The sequence below is a fragment of the Shewanella sp. genome, from assembly GCF_048265805.1.
Lineage (GTDB): Bacteria > Pseudomonadota > Gammaproteobacteria > Enterobacterales > Shewanellaceae > Shewanella.
Window position 1 is genome coordinate 44,237 of record NZ_JBLXAT010000021.1, and the last position, 21,997, is coordinate 66,233.

Annotated in this window: 22 protein-coding genes; 18 read left to right on the forward strand and 4 right to left on the reverse strand. The window is 46.5% G+C overall.

The window, feature by feature from the left end; genetic code table 11:
* Positions 1-11: 11 nt before the first annotated feature.
* The 3 genes from ACN0TT_RS14515 (at position 12) to ACN0TT_RS14525 (ending at position 2,963) form a co-directional block, all read left to right on the forward strand.
* Positions 12-896, forward strand: coding sequence for an aspartyl protease family protein (locus ACN0TT_RS14515; protein WP_417762867.1), 885 nt, complete (start codon positions 12-14; stop codon positions 894-896).
* A gap of 519 nt (positions 897-1,415) precedes the next feature.
* Entirely contained in the window at positions 1,416-1,988 is a 573-nt protein-coding gene (locus tag ACN0TT_RS14520; protein ID WP_417762868.1) for a TetR/AcrR family transcriptional regulator, read from the forward strand.
* A gap of 51 nt (positions 1,989-2,039) precedes the next feature.
* Positions 2,040-2,963, forward strand: coding sequence for an oxidoreductase (locus ACN0TT_RS14525; protein ID WP_417762869.1), 924 nt, complete (start codon positions 2,040-2,042; stop codon positions 2,961-2,963).
* 48 nt (positions 2,964-3,011) lie between these two features.
* Here the strand turns inward: ACN0TT_RS14525 and ACN0TT_RS14530 are convergent, their stop codons facing one another.
* Both ACN0TT_RS14530 and ACN0TT_RS14535 read right to left on the reverse strand, forming a co-directional pair.
* Positions 3,012-3,692 (reverse strand): glutathione S-transferase family protein, encoded by a 681-nt coding sequence (locus ACN0TT_RS14530; protein ID WP_417762870.1) that lies wholly within the window; start codon positions 3,690-3,692, stop codon positions 3,012-3,014.
* A 150-nt stretch (positions 3,693-3,842) separates the two neighbouring features.
* Complete coding sequence (locus tag ACN0TT_RS14535) at positions 3,843-4,589, reverse strand: SDR family oxidoreductase (RefSeq protein WP_417762871.1); 747 nt, start codon at positions 4,587-4,589, stop codon at positions 3,843-3,845.
* Between the two features lie 143 nt (positions 4,590-4,732).
* Between ACN0TT_RS14535 and ACN0TT_RS14540 the strand changes: the two genes are divergently transcribed.
* Positions 4,733-5,635, forward strand: a complete 903-nt coding sequence (locus ACN0TT_RS14540; protein ID WP_417762872.1) for a LysR family transcriptional regulator — start codon at positions 4,733-4,735, stop codon at positions 5,633-5,635.
* 693 nt (positions 5,636-6,328) lie between these two features.
* Here the strand turns inward: ACN0TT_RS14540 and ACN0TT_RS14545 are convergent.
* Together ACN0TT_RS14545 and ACN0TT_RS14550 are read right to left on the reverse strand one after the other, a co-directional pair.
* Positions 6,329-6,820 (reverse strand): OmpA family protein, encoded by a 492-nt coding sequence (locus tag ACN0TT_RS14545; RefSeq protein ID WP_417762873.1) that lies wholly within the window; start codon positions 6,818-6,820, stop codon positions 6,329-6,331.
* 39 nt (positions 6,821-6,859) lie between these two features.
* Complete coding sequence (locus tag ACN0TT_RS14550; RefSeq protein WP_417762874.1) at positions 6,860-7,774, reverse strand: hypothetical protein; 915 nt, start codon at positions 7,772-7,774, stop codon at positions 6,860-6,862.
* Between the two features lie 688 nt (positions 7,775-8,462).
* Here ACN0TT_RS14550 and ACN0TT_RS14555 point away from each other — a divergent pair.
* The 14 genes from ACN0TT_RS14555 (at position 8,463) to atpD (ending at position 21,988) form a co-directional block, all read left to right on the forward strand.
* Entirely contained in the window at positions 8,463-9,866 is a 1,404-nt protein-coding gene (locus ACN0TT_RS14555) for a sugar porter family MFS transporter (RefSeq protein ID WP_417762875.1), read from the forward strand.
* Positions 9,867-9,991: 125 nt separating this feature from the next.
* Positions 9,992-10,441, forward strand: a complete 450-nt coding sequence (gene mioC / locus ACN0TT_RS14560) for an FMN-binding protein MioC (protein ID WP_417762876.1) — start codon at positions 9,992-9,994, stop codon at positions 10,439-10,441.
* Between the two features lie 436 nt (positions 10,442-10,877).
* Positions 10,878-12,767 carry a tRNA uridine-5-carboxymethylaminomethyl(34) synthesis enzyme MnmG gene (gene mnmG / locus ACN0TT_RS14565; protein ID WP_417762877.1) on the forward strand — a complete coding sequence of 630 codons (1,890 nt, stop codon included), beginning with the start codon at positions 10,878-10,880 and terminating at the stop codon, positions 12,765-12,767.
* Positions 12,768-12,863: 96 nt separating this feature from the next.
* Complete coding sequence (gene rsmG / locus ACN0TT_RS14570; protein WP_417762878.1) at positions 12,864-13,487, forward strand: 16S rRNA (guanine(527)-N(7))-methyltransferase RsmG; 624 nt, start codon at positions 12,864-12,866, stop codon at positions 13,485-13,487.
* An 88-nt stretch (positions 13,488-13,575) separates the two neighbouring features.
* Positions 13,576-14,352 (forward strand): ParA family protein, encoded by a 777-nt coding sequence (locus ACN0TT_RS14575; RefSeq protein ID WP_417762879.1) that lies wholly within the window; start codon positions 13,576-13,578, stop codon positions 14,350-14,352.
* Between the two features lie 24 nt (positions 14,353-14,376).
* Positions 14,377-15,261: a ParB/RepB/Spo0J family partition protein gene (locus ACN0TT_RS14580; protein WP_417762880.1), complete on the forward strand. Its 885-nt coding sequence runs from the start codon at positions 14,377-14,379 to the stop codon at positions 15,259-15,261.
* Between the two features lie 248 nt (positions 15,262-15,509).
* Positions 15,510-15,887: an ATP synthase subunit I gene (locus tag ACN0TT_RS14585; protein ID WP_417762881.1), complete on the forward strand. Its 378-nt coding sequence runs from the start codon at positions 15,510-15,512 to the stop codon at positions 15,885-15,887.
* A gap of 19 nt (positions 15,888-15,906) precedes the next feature.
* Entirely contained in the window at positions 15,907-16,719 is an 813-nt protein-coding gene (gene atpB / locus ACN0TT_RS14590; RefSeq protein WP_417762882.1) for a F0F1 ATP synthase subunit A, read from the forward strand.
* 64 nt (positions 16,720-16,783) lie between these two features.
* Positions 16,784-17,041 (forward strand): F0F1 ATP synthase subunit C, encoded by a 258-nt coding sequence (gene atpE, locus ACN0TT_RS14595; RefSeq protein ID WP_238898023.1) that lies wholly within the window; start codon positions 16,784-16,786, stop codon positions 17,039-17,041.
* Positions 17,042-17,075: 34 nt separating this feature from the next.
* Complete coding sequence (gene atpF, locus ACN0TT_RS14600; RefSeq protein WP_238898024.1) at positions 17,076-17,546, forward strand: F0F1 ATP synthase subunit B; 471 nt, start codon at positions 17,076-17,078, stop codon at positions 17,544-17,546.
* 15 nt (positions 17,547-17,561) lie between these two features.
* A complete protein-coding gene (gene atpH / locus ACN0TT_RS14605; RefSeq protein ID WP_417762883.1) occupies positions 17,562-18,095 on the forward strand; it encodes a F0F1 ATP synthase subunit delta in 534 nt (177 codons plus the stop codon).
* Positions 18,096-18,109: 14 nt separating this feature from the next.
* Positions 18,110-19,651 (forward strand): F0F1 ATP synthase subunit alpha, encoded by a 1,542-nt coding sequence (atpA, locus tag ACN0TT_RS14610; protein WP_417762884.1) that lies wholly within the window; start codon positions 18,110-18,112, stop codon positions 19,649-19,651.
* 49 nt (positions 19,652-19,700) lie between these two features.
* Positions 19,701-20,561, forward strand: a complete 861-nt coding sequence (gene atpG / locus ACN0TT_RS14615; RefSeq protein ID WP_417762885.1) for a F0F1 ATP synthase subunit gamma — start codon at positions 19,701-19,703, stop codon at positions 20,559-20,561.
* 35 nt (positions 20,562-20,596) lie between these two features.
* Complete coding sequence (gene atpD / locus ACN0TT_RS14620) at positions 20,597-21,988, forward strand: F0F1 ATP synthase subunit beta (protein ID WP_417762886.1); 1,392 nt, start codon at positions 20,597-20,599, stop codon at positions 21,986-21,988.
* Positions 21,989-21,997: the final 9 nt, after the last annotated feature.

Consider the following 21,997-nt stretch of genomic DNA (forward strand, 5'->3'; position numbering starts at 1 on the left):
TTGAATAGAATATGCTTACTTCCTTTCTGACATCCTTGGCACTGATGGCGAGTGCTGCCACTATGAGCAGCAATAATACCGCGTCCAATACCGGTGCAGAAATCCGTTACGACAACCGTGGTCGTCCCGTAATCGCCACGCAAGTGAATGAGCAAGGGCCTTACTACATGGTGGTTGATACTGCAGCCGAAACCAGTTTAATAGTGCCTGCCTTAGCCAAAATACTGAAAGTCGACAGCGTTGATAGTGGCTTAACTATTAACGGAGCGACTGGCAAAGTTAAGGCCAATATGTATCCGATAGATCACTTCTCCAGTCCATTGTTTAACGTCTCGCAAGTGGGTCTTTTAGAACTTCCTAATCCAAGTTCCACCCCAGCTGCTGGGATTATCGGGATGGATCTGTTTGCCGACAGTGCACTGGTGTTCAATTTTAATGAACGTAGGATGACTGTCGAACCTTCGGGCGAAGCAAAGACCAATGAGATGGTTATTCCTGCAATCAAGGATAATCGTCTATTGATTCGTGTAATGATCACTCTGAATGGAGTTGAAATTCCTGCACTGATTGATACAGGAGCTGCCGCAACGATAGCAAATTCGGCGGTATTAAAGGCGTTAGGCTGGCAAGCTGATGATCCGCATCTGGTCGATGACGGCGACATCCGTGGTGCAACTACAGATACCAGCGCAATCAAAAAGGCTAGCATTGATACCGTAAAAATTGGCGGTATGACCATGCGTAATATTCCAATACGCTTTATTGAAACACCTGATGAAGTCCCTGCCAATCTTATTTTAGGCAGCGATATCTTAAATAGTCTTATTGGGTTTACCTTAGATTTTCCTCGGCAAGAGTTTAGGGTGATGTTCCCCATGAAAGATGAAGAAAAATAATCCTCGAATATGGACACCAATCGAACATGAGCGTAACAAATTGATTCTGCTTTAAATTAAGTAGCGGCGTCTAATTGTGCTCCACTTGGGGATAAACACTTGCCAGAAGATAAATCACATTTAGATGCGAATGATTCCCATGCGTGCTCTGCGTGGGGATGGGGATACAGCTTTCAGATGCAAGGCGCAGTTTGCCGCGAATGGTGAGTCCTTTGCAAAAACTGCAACGTGGCAGATAACGCTGTACGCCACGCCCAGCAGGACGGGGGTAAGCTAACACATTGCTTCGTTAGCCAACTTTGCCATACACCAACCCTCAGTTAGCTGCCTTGAACTGCTATGGCTTACCAATCCAGAGTGTAGCGAAGACTTGTTCGCACCTTAGTTACTTTATAAAGATGACATTAAAAATTATTTTGCTTTAAAACAAGTATATGGAATGTTGAATTTTTTAACACTTGACTTCGCCTAAACTTAACTCTAATAATTGAGTAATCACTCATTTATTAGAGTTTAATAATGGCTCGTCCATTAAGCGAAAAAAAACGCGAAGCTATTCTCACTGCAGCCGCTGAGTTAATAGCAACCTCGGGAACCGGTGCATCTACTGCGAACATTGCCAAAGCGGCTGGTGTCGCCGAAGGGACGCTTTTTACCTACTTCACCACCAAAGATGATCTTCTCAATCAACTATTTCTGGAGATAGAGACAGATCTTGCTCAGACGGTTATGGTCAATTATCCGGTGACGGCAGGCTCGCGCGAACGTATCTACCATATATGGAACCAACTGATCGATTGGGGCGTAACGAATCCAACATGGCGCAAAGTTTTACGCCAACTAAAGGTTTCAGATCGTATCACAGACGAGAGCTGGCAGCTCAGCCATAATTTATTTCGAGAATCTCGCGCTCTGGTCGAACAAGCCATGACAGAACATGTTGCCCCTGAAAGATTGTCTTTTTACATCGACACAGTTCTGATTGGTTTGGCCGACATGACTATTGATGCGATTGCCGCCAGTCCAAAGCCGCAGCATGAACACTTTATACAGTCAGGCTTTGATCTGTATTGGAACGGAACTGCGAGATAAATTTTCACCTAAAAATGAGTGTGTACTCACTCAAAAAAGGAAACGTAGCACATGAAAAAATTAAGCGGATTTACTGAAGTTGATGTTCCTGAACAATCGGGAAAATGTTTCATTGTTACCGGGGCTAACACAGGTATTGGCTTTGAAGTCACCCGTGTTTTGGCCGCCCGTGGAGCTCGGGTCATCATGGCTTGCAGATCTGAGGATAAGGCGACACAAGCCATCGCACGAATTAAACAGTTAAGCCCCACTGCCGAACTCAGCTTCCTCCCTTATGATCAGGGTGACATCGACAGCATCTGCGAGGCAGCCAATCAACTAACTAAAGAGTCACGTCTTGATGCTATCATCAACAATGCTGGAGTGATGACTCCGCCTTTGACACGCACCAAGCAAGGATTTGAATTACAGTTTGGCGTCAACCACCTCGGCTGCTTTGCGTTCACCGCTCTGATGCTGCCCAAACTCGCCGAAACAGCAGGAAGCAGAGTAGTGGTGACCTCTAGCTTTGCCCATCGCAGTGCAAATATAGATTGGGATGATCTCAATGCCGAGAAGAGCTACGACAAAACAAAACGCTATGCCGCCAGCAAGTTGGCTAATGCACTATTTTTCTTTGAACTGGATCGACGCCTGCGCGCTTCGGGTTCATCCATAGTAGCTGTCGGCTGTCATCCAGGATTTGCCGCAACCGATCTGGGTCGTCACTTGGGGGCGCTTCAAATTTTGCTACCGTTAACCGGAATACTCCTCAACAACGCAGCCAAGGGAGCTTGGCCCACCTTACAAGCCGCAACTGCACCAGTAACACCTGGCGGATATTATGGGCCAATAGGCTTCGGCGGCATACGTGGCGTTTCAGGAGAATCCACTCGCACAGAGCGGGCGCTAGACCCTGAACTCGCACGCCGGTTATGGGATGTCTCTGTTACTATGACGGGAATAGATCCCGGCTTATCGCCGTGCTCAATATAAACATATCCTTTTCACAGATCTGAACAGAGATGACACAGATAAGACTCGCTATAACGCAGTTGCTAGGAGTGCATTTGCATCCTGCAAGTGCTTACGAAACCGGGTAGCATAGTCTGCGGTGACAGCCGCCTGCACACTGGGGCGGTTAGCCAATGCAAGGCGCCAATCAGCCACTCTATTTAACCCCTCAAATACTTGATTACTAGACTCGGACTTTAGTATATCGAAGTAGCGAAAAATCGGAGCCATGACGATATCCACTATGCCTAGCTGCTCTCCTGCGAAATAAGGCCCGGTAGATATTTCGGCCTCGAATCGTTTCATTTTTTCTCTTAGAGCCATTGATTTGGATTGGGCGGTGTCTTGATCCGAAGCGTTCAGAAATCCCCATGCGTCAAACATAGCGGCCGATGCAAATTCTATCCATGCTCGATGTTGTGCTCGAGACAGAGCTGTCGTCGGATATAGGGCTGGTTGGGGGAACGTTTCTTCGAGGTATTCACAGATGGCAATACTTTCGAACAGCACATATTCTTCACCATCATGGTCGAGAACCTTGAGTAATGGCACCTTTCCGGTTGGGGATATCGCAAGAAACCAGTCAGGTTTATCATGGAGGTCAATATTGATCCGTTGGAAGGGAATGTCTTTTTCAAGTAACACGATGGCTACACGTTGTACAAAGGGGCATAAATGATGACTAATCAGGGTCAATTGAGATTGGGACATTGAAAACTACCTCATAAAAAGAAAGCCCACGACCAAGGCTGTTAGCGGGCTTTCTAAAGAATGATGGGTAACATCTAGACGATTTAAGTCACAACAAGACTTTTAGCTTGCCGTCAAAGCGAAAGACGCACCGTTAAACATCATGGTCAGTTAAAGTGAGCTGCCGCCATCAAGGATAATTTCCGATCCCACGGCCCAGGCAGAATCGTCTGAAGCGAAGTAAAGCACGGCTTTTGCAACCTCCTCTGGCTTACCAAAGCGGCCTGCAGGGATGGTTGCAACGATATCTTCCATGACTTGGTCATGGTATTCCACTGGGATACCCGCTTTGTCGTAAAGTGGTGTATCAACAGGACCAGGGCTAACCGCATTGATACGGATCCCACGAGAAAGTAACTCGTTAGAAAGTGTTTTCGACATATTGAGTAATGCCGCTTTGGTTGAACCATAAACTGAAGAGTTCACTGGTCCTGTGTGAGCATTGATAGAGGTATTAAAGATCACGGATGCCGAGCTTGCGAACACGGGCAGCAGTGCCTGCATGAGGAAGTAAGGACCTTTAACATTGATGTTAAAAATGCGGTCGAAATTATCTTCTGTCCACGCTTCGATTGGCATATAAACCGATATTCCCGCATTTAGGAAGGCGATATCCAATTCACCAAAGTACGCCTGAACCGCCTGAGCTAATTCTTTCTGTGCGTCTACGTTAGCAGAATCAGCACTCAGCACTAAAACATCACTTCCCAGTTCTGCTCTCGCTTTTGCGATAGAATCAGGGTTGACACCAGTAACAATCACACGAGCGCCTTCCGCGAGAAAAAGCTTGGCCGTCTCAAGACCGATACCACTTGTTCCACCGGTAATCAGTGCGCGTTTGTCTTGTAATCTGGACATATAAAGTCTCCTAAAAAGGTTATCAGGATCAGTCAATGCACTGATCAGCATGAGCATTACTATAGATTCATACTTGTAACCTGATAAGATTGTGTTTTTGAATATGATTCATACCAATTATGTATGAATAAGAGGATTTTTGAATGGACCGATTATTACTAATGACGTGTTTTGTTCGCACGGTTGAAACTGGTAGTTTTTCGGCCGCCGGGCGAGATCTAGGACTAGGACAACCCAACGTCAGCCGTTATGTTGCAGCGCTTGAAAACCACTTACAAACCAGATTACTTAGTCGTTCAACCCGCAAGCTTGCCCTGACCCCAGAGGGGGAGCGCTACTATACAGAGGCGAGGCGTATTCTTGAAGCGGTGGATGAGTCCGAATCCTCATTGCGGGAAAATATTGCTCCGTCAGGACTATTACGGGTTGCCTGTCCAACCGCTCTGGCTCATACCTTCTTGGTTCCGCATCTAGCCACTTTTCTGGAACGTTATCCGGCAGTAACACTCGATCTTCAGATCAATGATCGCTACGTCAATTTGGTCGATGAAGGGGTGGAACTCGCCATTCGAATAGGGCATCTGGAAGACAGTGCAATGCGTGTCCGTCGCTTGGCTATCTTCGAACGTGTGTGTGTTGCGAGTAAAGGTTATCTAGCCAAACGTGGCATTCCTAATACACCTGATGATCTGAGAGAACACGACTGCTTGATTTATACGCTGCTGTCGACGGGAACCACATGGCGTTTTAGGGGAGCCGATGTCCCTGTTTCTGGCAGGTTGCGAGTCAGCTCTCCTGAAGCCATACGCGAATGTGTCAATGCTGGATTAGGAATAGCTCAAGGTCCAGAATGGCTATACGAGGAAGGGCTGAAAAATGGTAATCTGCAGCTGCTATTAAGAGATTACACCGCTCCACCTGCGCCTATTCAGACGATTTATATGGCTAACCGCCTTCTTCCCAAACGAGCCATTGTTTTCATGGATTTCGTCGCCGAAATATTTGCCAACACAGAGGTATTCACTCCACAAGGAGATATAGTCTAACTACGGGCACTAATCTTTACTGCTGAGAAGTCCCGCTGCACAACCTGACAAGGACACACATAAAGCGATTAATAATAAAGATGGGTATTTTTTCATGATTACCTCTTGCTTTATAAAGATTCACATGGTGGCAGAAAATGCAAGAAACCTTACTGATTTACCATTTAAAATCAATAGGTTGTACTGTTATGACAAATTTCAAAATGAGTAACAATAAAGATAATAATTTTGTTCCACTTTCCCAGATATCCACTTTAAAAATACTGCAAATCGCCTAGAATCGGTTCTTCCATGGCAAAACCTAACAAAAGGTTGCATTCCATATGTGCGCCAATAGCTTTCTAACACTTTGCGTGGTTTTACATTTTTAGTTTCTGTATCGGGAAGTAAAATAGTTGAGTAACGGCAACAACAAACAACGGTAGATAACACACTGATTTTATTAGATCGTCATTTGCCGTTGATTTCCATCCGTTGCCGTTAATCCTCCCAACAGGCCCCAAACATGCTACTCGCATTGATTTGGGGCCAAGTGGAGTCAAACGATTACAGATCAGCGCCACACTCACTGCGTTTGGCTGACACCGACACAAGGTGGACGCATAAATAAACGTAAACGCAGCGACTAATTACCTTCACGGCCAACCTAAAAACATCCACCCAATGCCCCTTATCGACGACGGCTCAACTAAGCTACTTGTTGTCAGAACGCAGCACCAACTCCACCCGGCGATTCAGCCGTTGGCCCGCTTCGTTGGCATTACTGGCAACGGGGCTGTATTCGCCATTGCCATGGGCAGTTAATTGGCTAGCGGGGATCTGATACTGCTCAGTAAGTTGCTTTATCACTGCCGCTGCACGACGCTGCGACAAGCTCTGGTTATAGTTTCTGTCACCTTTATCATCGGTATGCCCAACCACGTAAAAATCTAACTTTGGGTGCTGCTTAAGGTAACTTGCCAGCACTTGCAACACTGGTTTGGACTCTGGCAGCATCTGGTCACTATCGTAATCAAACAGCAAGCCTGCCAGCGTAGCCTTGCCGGATTGACTAATGGCATCAGTGAGCGCGTCGAGGTTAATGACGACTCGGTCATCTTTCAGCGCCGTCAGCTCCATCACTCGCACCGTTGTATAACCCGGCGTACCGTCGAAGTGGCCCTGGGCGTAGATATCAACATACACGTCACCACTAGGACGGCTGAGTTTAAATAGCTAATAGTCTTACCACTCATCTTTGCTAGTATCCTGATGTAACTTCATCGCCTTGATCAGTTTGGCATCGTCACCACAGGCGTTTCCCTGACAATGGAATACCGACTCAGCTGCTAGCTTATTGGCTGCGGCGGTGTAATTACTGCTGATTTCATACATCGAGTATTGTGTGGGCATTCGATAACGTATCAGAGTGACTTTGGCATCGAGAGTCAGGGTCTGATAACCCGCAGCAGATATACCCGTAATCACAGGAACTTGAGTGAAACTGGTTTGCTTGTAGCGACTGATGAAACTGCCGGGCATGCGGCCAAGCAGCGGATGATCTGCTGAACCCTGAACATCTTCACTGTGCCTGTCTTTTATCTCCACTTCTTTCGGTGCCTGCTGTAAAAACGCAGGGTTTGCCTCAATCAGCCCCAGCGGCTCGGGAATACTTTCAAGGGTGACAAGCTGTACCTTAGTGTAACGGTCCTCGCGATGAAAAGCATAGATGACGCTGTACACATCGCCGCTGGTTCCTGTGAGCTTAGCCACCAAGTATGCGCTGGGATAACTGCTCTCTACGCTTATCCTCGGGGCCAATTGATCTCTTAAAACATATGGATCACCACAAGCCTCCTGCTGGCATTGAAACACTATCTCAGCATTCAGTTTCTTAAGTTGCGCCAAGTAGTTATTGATAACCAGCTCCAATGTATAGCTTTCAGGAAGCGAGAAACTGTGTTTGGTAAGTTTGCCTGACACTGACATAACGGAAGGCTTGTTTCCATCAACAGCGGTAATGATATTGAAAGGCGTGAAATGAACGATTTTATCTTCGGGATATTTGGCATCCGGGAAGGTGCTGAAAAGCGTACTTGCAGAGGCACTGAAGGCAGTAACAGCCCAAAAGACTGCACTCAATAAAGTATGTTGTCCCATAAAAATCCTTTTCAGTGGGAGAATTTTAATTTAGCTCATTAATTAAACAGTTGATGATGATACGGCACAACAAAAGAAATGTCAGCCTCTGTATTTGTTTCAACCGAGTATTCCCCAAGAACGATATGGATCCAATTTACACCTAGAAGGAAAGGGGTCTGACTTTTTACCTGAGTTAAAACAACTCTACCTTACGAATGAACGGTGTTTACGCAAAGCATTATCAAACACGGACGAACAGCATTCGCTGAACTTTGTAGGCCACATGGCTCAATATCTAAGATTACTTCATCAAACTGAAAGTTTATTTCACATTATGCAGCAGCCGATCTCCACGAGTGCATGAGCACAATCCATCCCACATAGCTCGCTAGCTGTATGAAAACACAACAAAAGATTAAACATCGAGCAACGCTAGCGCCATTTTTGCCGATGTTCTCTCAAAATTCCCACAAAAGTACCTCGACATGCCCTACCCACCTATGGTCATTGCAGGTAGTCTGTCAGGGCTGATAACGCATAGACATTAGCCACTATCTTTGATGCCGCTCCAGTTGGGGAAACGCGCTAAAAAGTGAAATTTTCTTCCTTATTTGTCAAATATGTCTCATTACTTGCGACTAATTTTTGATACATTCGGAGCCAGTTTTATTTTTAGTATTATAATACAATATGAGATGAGACCATTATGGCAAACAGTAAAAGTAGCAAGTTGGTCACCTTCGCAGCGTCAATTGCAGGACTGCTGTTTGGGTTAGACATCGGCATTATATCTGGCGCTCTGCCATTTATTGTTAATGACTGGAACATTACCACTCATGAGCAAGAATGGGTCGTCAGTACCATGATGCTTGGCGCCACTATCGGTGCAATTTCTAACGGTTGGTTATCAGCCGCGCTAGGCAGAAAAAACAGCCTGCTGGTGGGCGGGATTTTATTTGGTATCGGCACCCTAGGCTGTGCCTTCGCACCAGATCTTACTGTGATGTATGTATTTAGGGTGGTGCAAGGGTTCTCAATTGGTATTGCATCATTTGCTGCGCCGCTTTATCTGTCAGAAATGTCAGAAAAATCAGTGCGCGGTCGCCGTATTGCTACTTATCAGTTGATGGTCACTATCGGTATTCTCGCAGCATTCTTGTCTGATACCGCCTTCAGCGTAAAAGAAACCTATAGCATGCTCGGTTTAGATGTCAGCAACTGGCGTTTGATGTTTGCTGTTCTGCTGATCCCATCATTCCTGCTGATCGGCACTGTGATGTCTATGCCTAAGTCACCACGCTGGTTAGCCTCGAAAGGTCGCTTAGTTGAAGCTCGTAAAGTACTGCGCGATATTCGTAAAGGCGAACGTGAAGCGGATGAAGAATATGATGACATCATGCGCAGTCTGTCAGTAAAACAATCTGGTTTTGGGCTGTTTAAGGCAAATCCTAATTTCCGCCGTAGTGTGTTCTTAGGTATGGTGCTGCAATTCATGCAGCAATTTACCGGCATGAACATTTTGATGTACTACGCACCAAAAATCTTTGAAATTGCAGGTTTCAGCACGCCAACCGAACAGATGTTCAGTACCGCATTTGTCGGCTTAGCCTTTGTATTGGCCACCTTTATTGCTATCGCCATGGCGGATAGTTGGGGCCGTAAACCAGCCCTGAAGATCGGCTTTACCGTGATGGGCATAGGCATGTTTGGTTTAGGGCTACTGCTTAAATATGTACTAGAAGGCGATGCGCCAGCCTACTTCTCTTACCTAGCAGTATTGGTATCTATGGTGTGTATCGTAGGTTATGCCATGAGTGCTGCGCCTATGGTGTGGGTACTGTGTTCTGAAATTCAACCGCTGAAAGGCCGTGATTTTGGTATTGCCTGCTCTACTACCACTAACTGGGCTTCCAACATGGTGTTGGGTGCGACGTTCCTGAGCTTGCTGCATGGTATTGGTACTGCACAAACGTTTTGGATGTATGCCGCCTTTAACTTCCTGTTCATCGTGATCACTATTCTGTTTGTTCCAGAAACCAAAGGGGTGACACTGGAAAAAATCGAGTCTAACTTGATGGCAGGTAACAAACTGCGCGATATTGGCGCCTAAGCGTTAGCGTTACACCATAAAAGCCACAGCATTGTCTGTGGCTTTTTTATTGCCGATTAACCATGTTCGCCAGCGAATGATTGTTTTAACATGCGCTGTGTCGCTTAACACTTAGGTAAATGGATATGACGAATAAGGTAGAGATCATTGTTGGTACCACACTTGGTGGGGCGGAATATGTCGCCGATGAGCTAACAATGATATTCGAACAACAAGGTTATCATGTGACTTCCCATCTCGACCCGGAGTTAGATGAATTAGATAACAGTGCCTTATGGCTAGTGGTTTCTTCAACGCATGGCGCTGGCGATCTGCCTGATAACTTGCAACCTTTTTACCAAAATCTACAAGCCACAGACAAAGAGCTGAGCACAGTTTCATTCGCAGTTTGTGCCATTGGAGACTCTAGCTATGACACTTTTTGCCAAGGTCCGGCCAAACTGACTGAGATGCTGGAACAGCGTGGCGCTAAACAACTCACCGCAAAGATCCAAATCGATGTGCAATATGATCCCGTACCAGAAGATCCTGCAATTCAATGGCTTGAAAGCTGGATCCAACCAGCTCAGGCATAAATTCTGAGTGTTTGTACCCTGTAATACACAGATTAGATCTAATTTATCCACATTTTATGTTTTTAAGATATAAATATGTGGATAAATTGTCATTTTGATCTGATCAATCGCTGTATAAAACACTACCCGATCCGCAGTTGATCGCCATTGTGGATAAAACGCCGATCTATACACAGCAATTAGGCAATAAGATCATTTATAGATCACAGGTTAGATCTCACCTAACTTTATGATCTAAAACAGCTAAAAGAGTTACCCACCGAAAAAGTGCTCCCTAATAGTAAACATAATAAGAAGATCTATATAAAGATCTTAAGATCTATAAAGCTTTTACCTCGGCGATCTTTTCTCAAAAGAGATCGTTCACCTCACTCTGCGGAGGTGCTAAAATGATCTGCTACGTGGTTTTTCTTTTGAGCTTCATAAAGGTTGAGTAATGCGTTTTCACGAGCGGTTTGATGTGATTGTTGTGGGCGGCGGACATGCAGGTACAGAAGCTGCTTTAGCCGCTGCTAGAATGGGCAGTAAAACGCTGTTACTGACACACAATCTTGATACGTTGGGACAGATGTCCTGTAACCCAGCGATCGGTGGTATCGGTAAAGGTCACTTAGTGAAAGAGATCGATGCTCTAGGCGGCGCAATGGCAACAGCAACTGACTACGCAGGTATTCAGTTTCGCGTACTCAACAGCAGCAAAGGCCCAGCAGTGCGTGCCACTCGTGCCCAGGCCGATCGCGCTTTATACCGTCAAGCGATCCAACGCATTTTACAGAATCAACCTAACTTACGTTTGTTCCAGCAAGCTGTTGAAGACTTAGTGGTAGAAAACAACAAAGTGGTTGGTGTGATCACCCAGATGGGGTTAGCGTTTGAAGCACCAGCGGTTGTTTTAACCACAGGGACTTTCCTCGCGGGAAAAATTCATATTGGTTTAGAGAACTACAGCGGCGGTCGTGCAGGCGATCCTCCAGCCATTACATTAGCAAACCGTTTACGCGAATTACCATTACGAGTTGGCCGCTTAAAAACTGGCACTCCACCGCGTATTGATGCCCGGACTATCGATTTTAGCCGTATGACCGAGCAAAAAGGTGATACTCCGCTGCCAGTGATGTCATTCATCGGCGACGTGAGTCATCATCCACAGCAGATCTCTTGTTATATCACTCATACTAACGAACGTACCCACGATATTATTCGCGGTGGCTTAGATCGCAGCCCAATGTACTCCGGCGTGATTGAAGGTATTGGTCCACGTTATTGCCCATCGATTGAAGATAAGATCCATCGTTTTGCCGATAAAAACTCGCATCAGATCTTTATTGAACCAGAAGGGTTAACCACTCACGAAATCTATCCAAACGGTATTTCTACTAGCTTACCGTTTGATGTACAGCTGAATTTAGTGCGTTCTATTCAAGGTATGGAGAATGCGGAGATCCTGCGCCCTGGTTATGCCATTGAGTACGATTACTTCGATCCGCGTGATCTGAAGAGTTCACTGGAAACCAAAACCATTGATGGTTTGTTCTTCGCTGGCCAAATCAACGGCACTACCGGTTATGAAGAAGCGGGGGCTCAAGGACTGTTGGCAGGTGCTAACGCCGCACTGCAAGTACAAGACAAGGAATCTTGGTGTCCACGTCGCGATCAAGCTTATCTGGGCGTATTGGTGGACGATCTGTCAACATTGGGTACCAAAGAACCCTACCGCATGTTCACCAGCCGGGCGGAATACCGCTTGTTGCTGCGTGAAGACAACGCTGATCTCCGTTTGACTGAAAAAGGCCGTGAACTTGGCTTAGTGGATGACGAACGTTGGGCAAAATTTTCTGCTAAAGTTGAAGCGATCGATACCGAATCTCAACGTTTGCGCAGCAGTTGGATCCACGTCAACTCACCACTGGTGCCAACGTTAAATCCACATTTGAACACGCCGATTACCCGCGAAGCGTCTTTTGAAGAGCTATTGCGTCGTCCAGAACTGGATTACGACAAACTGATGTCGCTAGAAGGTTTTGGTCCTGGTGTCGAAGATCCACATGTGGCTGAACAGATCCAGATCCAAGTAAAATACGCTGGATACATTCAACGTCAGCAAGATGAGATCAACAAAGCGACTCGCAATGAAAATACTCGCCTACCGTTAGAGCTGGATTACGCCAAAGTACCTGGATTATCTAACGAGGTCACTGCTAAGTTGAATACGCATAAGCCTGAGACCATTGGCCAAGCATCGCGCATTTCAGGGGTGACTCCTGCGGCAATTTCTATTTTGCTGGTACATTTGAAGAAAATGGGATTGCTGCGTAAGAGCGCATAACATTGAATCTTCGCTGGCAAAGGGAAGCTTCAGGCTTCCCTTCGTCATTTCTGGGCCGCATAATATTGGGCCTAATCAATATGGAGAGCGTTAAGAGTGCTAGCTGCACAGTTACAATCTTATTTAGCCGAAGCAAATATCACCGCAACTGTTGAACAGCAACAGCAACTTATTGCGTTTGTCGGACTACTGCAGAAGTGGAATAAAGCCTACAACCTCACCTCTGTGCGTGAGCCAGAGCAGATGTTGATCCGCCATATCATGGACAGCCTTGTCGTCTCACCTTATCTTGTTGGCGATCGCTTTATTGATGTGGGTACCGGTCCTGGCCTGCCCGGTATTCCGTTGGCAATTTTGAATCCCGATAAGCATTTCGTGTTACTTGATAGTCTCGGTAAGCGTATTCGCTTTCAAAAACAAGTGCAGATTGAGTTGAAACTGGCCAACATCACTCCCGTCGAAAGCCGAGTAGAAGCGTATCAGCCCGAACAAGGGTTTGATGGTGTGCTTAGCCGTGCCTTTGCTTCAATTGCTGATATGCTGCAATGGTGTCACCATCTGCCGGCGGCATCGGGTAAGTTTTATGCGCTCAAAGGTCAACTGGATAGTGCCGAGTTGGCTAATATGCCGCAGCATTATGCAGTTGAGCAGCAGATTACTCTGCACGTACCCCATTTAGATGAGCAGCGTCATCTGCTGCTCATCACTTCCAGCGACTGAGCGTGTTGCAATTCGCTGGCGTATCAAGCAACTTGTTGCTGATAGAAAACGGAACTCAATCACTGACAGTAATGGACAAGGTGACATTGTGGCGAGAATTATAGCCGTAGCTAACCAGAAAGGTGGCGTAGGAAAAACAACAACAAGTGTCAATCTAGCGGCATCTCTGGCGGCCACCAAACGCAAAGTGCTGTTAGTCGACTTAGATCCGCAAGGTAATGCCACCATGGGCAGCGGCGTTGACAAGTACGAAGCTGAGAATACTGCTTATGAGCTATTAGTCGAAGAGAAGCCATTCGATGACGTGGTGGTACGAAATACCATAGGTAAATATGATCTGATCGCGGGAAATGGTGATGTTACCGCCGCTGAGATCAAACTGATGGAGTTCTTTGCCCGTGAGATCCGTTTGCGCAATGCGCTAAGCGCCATCCGCGATCAATACGATTATATCTTTATCGATTGCCCCCCTTCGCTCAACATGTTGACGGTCAACGCCATGTCGGCCGCTGACTCAGTGTTAGTGCCAATGCAATGTGAATATTACGCCTTGGAAGGTATTACTGCGTTGGTGGATACCATTACCAAACTGGCCGCAATGGTAAATCCTGGGTTAACCATTGAGGGAATTTTGCGTACGATGTACGACCCGCGTAACCGCCTAGCCAATGATGTGTCCGATCAGCTTAAACAGCATTTTGGCGAAAAGGTTTACCGCACGGTGATCCCGCGTAATGTTCGTCTAGCGGAAGCACCAAGTTTTGGTGCGCCAGCCATGTATTACGACAAAGGCAGTGCCGGTGCAAAGGCTTACTTGGCATTAGCGGGGGAAATGATCCGCCGTAGTGAACAGCATAAGAAGTAATAATACTGGGTTAAAGGAAATAGCATGTCGTTAAAAAAACGGGGTTTGGGTAAAGGGCTTGATGCGCTGTTGAGTACTAGCCATGCCGCCAACAGCAAAGCGGCGGGTGAGCCGATGCAAGATGCTGCACAGGCTACTGAGCAGTTGCTGAATCTGGACATCGACCTACTTAACCCAGGCAAATACCAGCCGCGTAAAGATATGTCGCCTGAAGCACTGGAAGAACTGGCGAACTCGATTCGTAGCCAAGGTATCATTCAGCCCATTGTGGTGCGCAGAATTGACAATGACCACTATGAGATTATCGCCGGTGAACGTCGTTGGCGAGCAGCCCAACTTGCCCAGCTTGATAAGATCCCTTGTATCGTCAAACAAGTGCCTGATGAAAGCGCTGTTGCCATGGCGCTGATTGAGAACATTCAGCGTGAAGACCTTAACGCCATGGAAGAAGCTATCGCGTTAAATCGGCTGTTGGAAGAGTTTGAGCTGACCCATCAGCAAGTGGCTGATGCGGTGGGTAAGTCTCGCGCAGCAGTATCTAACCTGTTACGTCTTAACACGCTCAATGAGCCCGTTAAAGTGATGTTGGAACGTGGTGACCTCGATATGGGACATGCGCGCGCCTTGTTAGCCCTTGAAGGCGACAAGCAAACCATGACCGCCAAACTTGTTGCTTCGAAAGGATTAACAGTTCGTGAAACCGAACGGCTGGTCAATAGGTTGCTAAATCCGGTCGAACCCGCAGAAAAACCAGCCAAAGATGCCGATATTTCACGCCTTGAAAGCAAATTAGTTGAGACTTTAGGTGCAAAAGTAACCATATCGCACAGCAACAAAGGTACTGGAAAAATTGTAATTAATTACCAGAATTTGTCGGAGTTGGACGGTATTCTTTCAAAAATTCACTAAATTAGTCTATGTTGAACTAATTTTGCCCGCCTTTAAGTAAAAAATGTAGTAATTTTTCTACATATACAGATTTTCTAAAGCTGATAAATTGGCGATACGTCACATTTACATCGCCAATTTCCATTTTGCATCACGTTGCATTGAAGTCTTTTAACGGTATACTTTCGCAAGCTTTTTGTGCGGAGTAACTCAGTTATTGAACAAATTCTGGCCGTTGTACAAAAAGTAGTTAATGCGGAGAAGACTGATTGAGTAAGATTTTAGCCCATCGTTCAAGAAAATCAGCGTATAAACTGGTTGGCTTACAAGCGGTGGTAGCTGGGGGGGCTTCAGTAGTTTTTTTCGCAATGTGGGGAGTGCAATATGGTCTGTCCGCGCTTGCGGGAGCGGCTATTGCTGTGCTGCCTAATTTTGTATTCGCAACCCTAGCTTTTGCCCATGTGGGGGCAACGGTATCAGCGAAAGTTCTTAAGGGCTTTTACTGGGGGGAAGCGATGAAGATGTTGTCGACAATCGTGCTTTTTTCACTGGTATTTATCAACATGGACGTCGCCATTGTGCCGCTCTTTTGTTGTTATTTGTTGGGGTTAATCGTGCATTGGGCAGCACCTTTATACTTCAAGTAAAGTTAAAGTGGGATGAATCATGTCTGCAACTGGTGAAGCTTTAACGCCGCAGGAATATATCCAGCATCACTTGACGTTTTGGGCTTCTGGCTCTGAACCAAGTGGTTTCTGGACATGGCATATTGATTCGTTGCTCTTTTCGGTAGGTCTTGGGGTGTTGTTTCTATGGCTGTTCCGTAGCGTTGGTAAAAAGGCTACCACGGGCGTTCCTGGCAAACTGCAATGTTTTGTCGAAATGCTGGTGGAGTTTGTTGATTCTAGCGTGAAAGAAACTTTCCATGGTCGCAATAAAGTGATTGCACCACTAGCCTTAACCATCTTTGTCTGGGTATTCATGATGAACTTCATGGATATGGTCCCTGTTGACTGGCTGCCGTCATTGGCACAGCTAGTTGCCGGTGATCATAACCAGCACTTCAGGGTGGTTCCAACGGCTGACCTTAATGTCACCTTTAGTTTAGCGCTTGGGGTGTTTGTATTAATTATTTACTACAGCATTAAGGTAAAAGGTGTGTCTGGTTTTGTGAAAGAACTGACACTTCAACCCTTTAATGTAAAGGCAATGATACCTGTCAACTTCGTGCTTGAGTTTGTTACCTTGATTGCTAAGCCTATTTCTCTGGCGCTGCGTCTCTTCGGTAACCTCTATGCAGGTGAGTTGATCTTCATCCTTATTGCGTTGATGTACGGTGCTAACTTGGCGATTGGTACTCTGGGTATTGGTTTACAACTCGGATGGCTGATTTTCCATATTTTGGTTATCACTCTACAGGCGTTCATCTTCATGATGTTGACCATTGTTTATTTAAGCATGGCGCATGAAGATCATTAAGGATTGCTAAAAATATTTTTAACTAAATCATTAACTAACATAGATTTAGAATTTGGAGATACAGATGGAAACGATTCTGGGCTTTACTGCAATTGCTGTTGCTCTGCTCATTGGTCTAGGTGCACTGGGTACCGCTATTGGCTTTGGTCTGCTGGGTGGCAAGTTCCTGGAAGGCGCTGCTCGTCAACCTGAAATGGCACCAATGCTGCAGGTTAAAATGTTTATCGTTGCAGGTCTGCTCGACGCTGTAACCATGATTGGTGTAGGTATCGCACTTTACATGCTGTTCACCAACCCACTGGGTGCAATGCTGGCTGGTTAATGCTTCTGTCTTAAATCAAAAGTAGGAGGCTGTTGTGAATATCAACGCTACCCTCATCGGTCAGACGCTCGCCTTTTTCCTCTTCGTGGTTTTTTGCATGAAGTATGTTTGGCCGCCTTTGATGAATGCCATCGAAGAGCGCCAAAAAAGGATTGCTGATGGTCTTGCAAACGCTGACCGTGCAGCCAAAGACCTAGAGTTGGCTCGAGAAAAAGTCTCGGACCAACTGAAAGATGCTAAGGCTACAGCCAACGAAATCATCGAGTCTGCGAATAAACGCAAGGCTCAGATTATTGATGAAGCCAAAGCTGAAGCAGACGCTGAGCGTGCGAAAATCATCGCTCAGGGGAAAGCAGAAATTGAAGCTGAACGTAATCGTGTGAAAGAGGAACTGCGTCAGCAAGTTTCTGCTCTAGCACTGGCTGGTGCTGAGAAAATCCTCGAACGTTCGATTGATGAAGCCGCTCAAAGCGACATTATCGCGAAACTCGTTGCTGAAATTTAATAAGGGAGTGGAGTTATGGCTGAGTTAACCACCATTGCTCGTCCTTATGCTAAGGCAGCTTTTGACTTCGCGGTTGAACATCAAGCAGTCGAAGCTTGGGAAGAAATGCTAAGTTTCGCTGCCTTGGTCAGTGAAAATGAATCCATGAAGCCATTGCTGAATGGCTCACTATCAAGTGACAAGCTGGCAGACCTGTTTATTAACGTCTGCGGCGAGCAAGTTGATGTGAATGGTCAGAACCTGATCAAAGTGATGGCGGAAAATGATCGCTTGGGTGTGCTGCCTGCTGTGGCTCAACTATTTGTTGAGTACCGTCTCGAATGGGCTAAAGAAGTTGAAGCGGCGGTAACGTCAGCAACCGAATTGACCACCGAACAAGTACAGCAGATAAGTGTTTCTCTTGAGAAACGTCTTGCACGCAAAGTTAAGCTGAATTGCAGCGTAGATACCAGCCTTATTGCTGGTGTAATTATCAAAGCAGGCGACTTAGTCATTGATGGCTCTGTCCGTGGGAAACTGACCCGCCTGACTGATAAGCTGCAATCGTAATTGGGAGTTTGAGCATGCAACTGAATTCCACTGAAATCAGCGATCTGATTAAGCAGCGGATCGAGCAGTTCGAAGTCGTCAGTGAAGCCCGTAACGAAGGTACTATCGTTTCGGTAAGCGACGGCATCATCCGCATTCACGGCCTAGCCGATGTAATGCAAGGTGAGATGATCGAGCTGCCAGGCAACCGTTATGCAATCGCGTTGAACTTAGAACGTGATTCTGTCGGTGCCGTAGTAATGGGTCCTTACGCCGATTTGGCGGAAGGCGATAAAGTAAAAACTACTGGTCGTATTCTGGAAGTTCCAGTTGGCCGTGGTTTGTTAGGTCGTGTTGTAAACACTCTGGGTGCACCTATCGATGGTAAAGGCCCAGTAGATAACGATGGTTTCGGTCCTGTAGAAATGATCGCACCAGGCGTTATTGACCGTAAGTCAGTTTCTCAACCAGTACAAACCGGTTATAAAGCTGTTGATGCCATGATCCCAATCGGTCGTGGTCAACGTGAGCTGATCATCGGTGACCGTCAAACTGGTAAAACTGCGATGGCTATCGACGCCATCATCAACCAGAAAGATTCAGGTATTAAATGTATCTACGTCGCTATTGGTCAGAAAGCTTCTACCATCGCTAACGTGGTACGTAAGCTGGAAGAGCACGGCGCGTTGGCTAACACCATCGTGGTTGTTGCTTCAGCTTCTGAAGCCGCTGCGCTGCAATACCTAGCACCATATTCTGGTTGTACCATGGGTGAATACTTCCGTGACCGCGGTGAAGACGCGCTGATCATTTACGATGACCTGTCAAAACAGGCCGTTGCATATCGTCAGATTTCACTGTTGCTCCGTCGTCCACCAGGCCGTGAAGCATATCCTGGTGACGTATTCTATTTGCACTCTCGTTTGCTGGAACGTGCTTCTCGCGTCAACGAAGAGTATGTAGAAAAGTTCACTAACGGTGCAGTAAAAGGTCAAACCGGTTCTTTAACCGCGCTGCCTATTATTGAAACCCAGGCGGGTGACGTATCTGCGTTCGTACCAACCAACGTAATTTCGATTACCGATGGTCAGATCTTCTTGGAAACTGACCTGTTTAACTCTGGCTTACGTCCAGCGGTTAACCCTGGTATTTCGGTATCTCGTGTGGGTGGTGCTGCTCAGACTAAGATCATCAAGAAACTGTCCGGTGGTATCCGTACCGCTCTGGCTCAGTATCGAGAGTTGGCTGCCTTCTCTCAGTTCGCATCTGACTTAGATGACGCGACTCGTGCTCAATTGGAACACGGTGAACGCGTAACAGAACTGATGAAGCAGAAGCAATATGCACCGATGAGTGTAGCTGACCAAGCTGTGTCTATTTTCGCAGCTGAGAAAGGCTACTTGAAATCAGTTGAACTGAAAAAAGTCGGTGATTTTGAAGCTGCCCTGCTCTCCTACATGAACAGCGAGCACGCTGAGCTGATGAAGAACATCAACGTGACTGGCGACTATAACGCCGATATCGAAGGTGAACTGAAGGCTGGTCTCGACAAGTTCGTGGCAACCCAAACCTGGTAATGACACGCGAGGTGTCTAGTACACCTCTGGTCCAGATTGGAGAGTAAAGATGGCCGGCGCAAAAGAGATTAAGTCAAAGATCTCCAGTGTGAAAAACACACAGAAGATCACTTCCGCGATGGAGATGGTAGCCGCGAGTAAAATGCGTAAAGCGCAGGATCGCATGGCTTCTAGTCGCCCATATGCGGAAAGTATGCGTAAGGTGATCGGTCACGTTGCGCAAGGCTCTCTGGAATACAAACACCCCTATTTAGAGGTGAGAGAAGCCAAGCGGGTTGGTTACATTGTTGTGGCAACCGACCGTGGCCTTTGTGGTGGTCTGAACGTCAACCTGTTTAAAAAGGTTGTTGCAGACGTGAAAAGCTGGAAAGAAAAAGGTGTTGAAGTGGAATTTTGTCCAATCGGCGCTCGCAGTGTTCAGTTTTTCAAAAGCTTTGGTGGCAAGGTACAGGCTCATGCTTCTGGTTTAGGTGATGCACCTAAATTGCAAGATTTGATCGGTACTGTGCGCGTTATGCTGCAAGCTTACAACGAAGGCAAACTGGATCGTCTGTATGTCGTGTTCAACAAATTTGTGAACACTATGACGCAGGCTCCTGTGATCGAACAGCTGCTGCCTTTGCCTAAATCCGAAAAAGATGATGCTAAGCATCACTGGGATTATATCTACGAGCCAGATCCAAAAGCATTGTTGGATAAATTACTGGTGCGTTATGTGGAATCTCAGGTGTATCAGGGTGTTGTTGAAAATCTAGCGTCTGAACAAGCTGCTCGTATGGTAGCGATGAAAGCCGCAACAGATAACGCAGGCTCCCTGATCGATGATCTGCAACTGGTGTATAACAAGGCCCGTCAGACTGCGATTACGCAAGAACTGTCGGAAATTGTATCAGGTGCAGCTGCGGTTTAGGCTGGGTAACGAAGACAAGTTTTAGAGGATTAATCATGAGCACAGGTACTGTTGTCCAAGTAATTGGCGCGGTTGTGGACGTAGAGTTTCCACAAGATGCTGTACCTCAGGTATATGACGCTCTGAAAATCGTAGGTGAAGGTGCCTGTAATGGCCTGGTGCTGGAAGTACAGCAGCAGCTCGGTGGTGGTGTAGTTCGTACCATCGCTATGGGTACTTCTGACGGTTTGCGTCGTGGTATTGAGGTTGAAAACACAGGTTCTCCTATTTCTGTTCCTGTTGGTACTGCCACTTTGGGTCGTATCATGAACGTTTTGGGTCAACCCGTGGATGAAGCGGGTCCTATCGGTGAAGACGAAAAATACGTCATCCACCGTGCTGCCCCTTCATATGAAGAGCAATCAAATACTACTGAACTGCTGGAAACTGGTATCAAGGTAATCGACTTGGTATGTCCATTCGCTAAGGGTGGTAAAGTTGGTCTGTTCGGTGGTGCGGGTGTTGGTAAAACAGTTAACATGATGGAACTGATTAACAACATCGCTAAAGCTCACTCAGGTTTGTCTGTATTTGCTGGTGTAGGTGAACGTACCCGTGAAGGTAACGACTTCTACTACGAAATGCAGGATTCAGGCGTACTGGACAAAGTAGCAATGGTTTACGGCCAGATGAACGAACCACCAGGCAACCGTCTGCGTGTGGCGTTGACCGGTCTGACCATGGCGGAAAAATTCCGTGACGAAGGTCGTGACGTACTGTTGTTCGTTGACAACATCTACCGTTACACCTTGGCTGGTACAGAAGTATCAGCACTGCTGGGTCGTATGCCATCAGCTGTGGGTTATCAGCCAACACTGGCTGAAGAGATGGGTGTTCTGCAAGAACGTATTACTTCTACTAAAGTGGGTTCGATCACTTCAGTACAAGCGGTATACGTACCTGCGGATGACTTGACTGACCCTAGCCCTGCAACTACCTTCGCCCACTTGGATGCGACCGTAGTACTGTCTCGTCAAATTGCTTCTCTGGGTATCTACCCAGCAGTTGACCCACTGGATTCGACTTCACGTCAGCTGGATCCTCAAGTGGTTGGTCAAGAGCACTATGACACAGCAACAGGCGTACAGAACGTACTGCAGCGTTACAAAGAGCTGAAAGACATCATCGCGATTTTGGGTATGGACGAACTGTCAGATGACGACAAGCAGACAGTTTCACGTGCTCGTAAAATTGAGCGTTTCCTGTCTCAGCCATTCCACGTAGCAGAAGTATTTACTGGTTCTCCTGGTAAGTATGTTTCTTTGAAAGACACTATCCGTGGCTTCAAAGGCATCCTGAACGGCGAATATGATGATCTGCCAGAGCAAGTGTTCTATATGGTTGGTTCAATCGACGAAGCCGTTGAGAAAGCCAACAAGAAGAAGTAATCGAGCCTA

What these genes read in the sequence shown, in the direction of transcription:
- ACN0TT_RS14515 (WP_417762867.1), top strand. Translation starts at nt 12, where the DNA reads ATGCTTACTTCCTTTCTGACATCCTTGGCACTGATGGCGAGTGCTGCC.
- ACN0TT_RS14520 (WP_417762868.1), top strand. Translation starts at nt 1,416, where the DNA reads ATGGCTCGTCCATTAAGCGAAAAAAAACGCGAAGCTATTCTCACTGCA.
- ACN0TT_RS14525 (WP_417762869.1), top strand. Translation starts at nt 2,040, where the DNA reads ATGAAAAAATTAAGCGGATTTACTGAAGTTGATGTTCCTGAACAATCG.
- ACN0TT_RS14530 (WP_417762870.1), bottom strand. Translation starts at nt 3,692, where the DNA reads ATGTCCCAATCTCAATTGACCCTGATTAGTCATCATTTATGCCCCTTT.
- ACN0TT_RS14535 (WP_417762871.1), bottom strand. Translation starts at nt 4,589, where the DNA reads ATGTCCAGATTACAAGACAAACGCGCACTGATTACCGGTGGAACAAGT.
- ACN0TT_RS14540 (WP_417762872.1), top strand. Translation starts at nt 4,733, where the DNA reads ATGGACCGATTATTACTAATGACGTGTTTTGTTCGCACGGTTGAAACT.
- ACN0TT_RS14550 (WP_417762874.1), bottom strand. Translation starts at nt 7,774, where the DNA reads ATGGGACAACATACTTTATTGAGTGCAGTCTTTTGGGCTGTTACTGCC.
- ACN0TT_RS14555 (WP_417762875.1), top strand. Translation starts at nt 8,463, where the DNA reads ATGGCAAACAGTAAAAGTAGCAAGTTGGTCACCTTCGCAGCGTCAATT.
- mioC (WP_417762876.1), top strand. Translation starts at nt 9,992, where the DNA reads ATGACGAATAAGGTAGAGATCATTGTTGGTACCACACTTGGTGGGGCG.
- mnmG (WP_417762877.1), top strand. Translation starts at nt 10,878, where the DNA reads ATGCGTTTTCACGAGCGGTTTGATGTGATTGTTGTGGGCGGCGGACAT.
- ACN0TT_RS14580 (WP_417762880.1), top strand. Translation starts at nt 14,377, where the DNA reads ATGTCGTTAAAAAAACGGGGTTTGGGTAAAGGGCTTGATGCGCTGTTG.
- atpB (WP_417762882.1), top strand. Translation starts at nt 15,907, where the DNA reads ATGTCTGCAACTGGTGAAGCTTTAACGCCGCAGGAATATATCCAGCAT.
- atpE (WP_238898023.1), top strand. Translation starts at nt 16,784, where the DNA reads ATGGAAACGATTCTGGGCTTTACTGCAATTGCTGTTGCTCTGCTCATT.
- atpH (WP_417762883.1), top strand. Translation starts at nt 17,562, where the DNA reads ATGGCTGAGTTAACCACCATTGCTCGTCCTTATGCTAAGGCAGCTTTT.
- atpA (WP_417762884.1), top strand. Translation starts at nt 18,110, where the DNA reads ATGCAACTGAATTCCACTGAAATCAGCGATCTGATTAAGCAGCGGATC.
- atpG (WP_417762885.1), top strand. Translation starts at nt 19,701, where the DNA reads ATGGCCGGCGCAAAAGAGATTAAGTCAAAGATCTCCAGTGTGAAAAAC.
- atpD (WP_417762886.1), top strand. Translation starts at nt 20,597, where the DNA reads ATGAGCACAGGTACTGTTGTCCAAGTAATTGGCGCGGTTGTGGACGTA.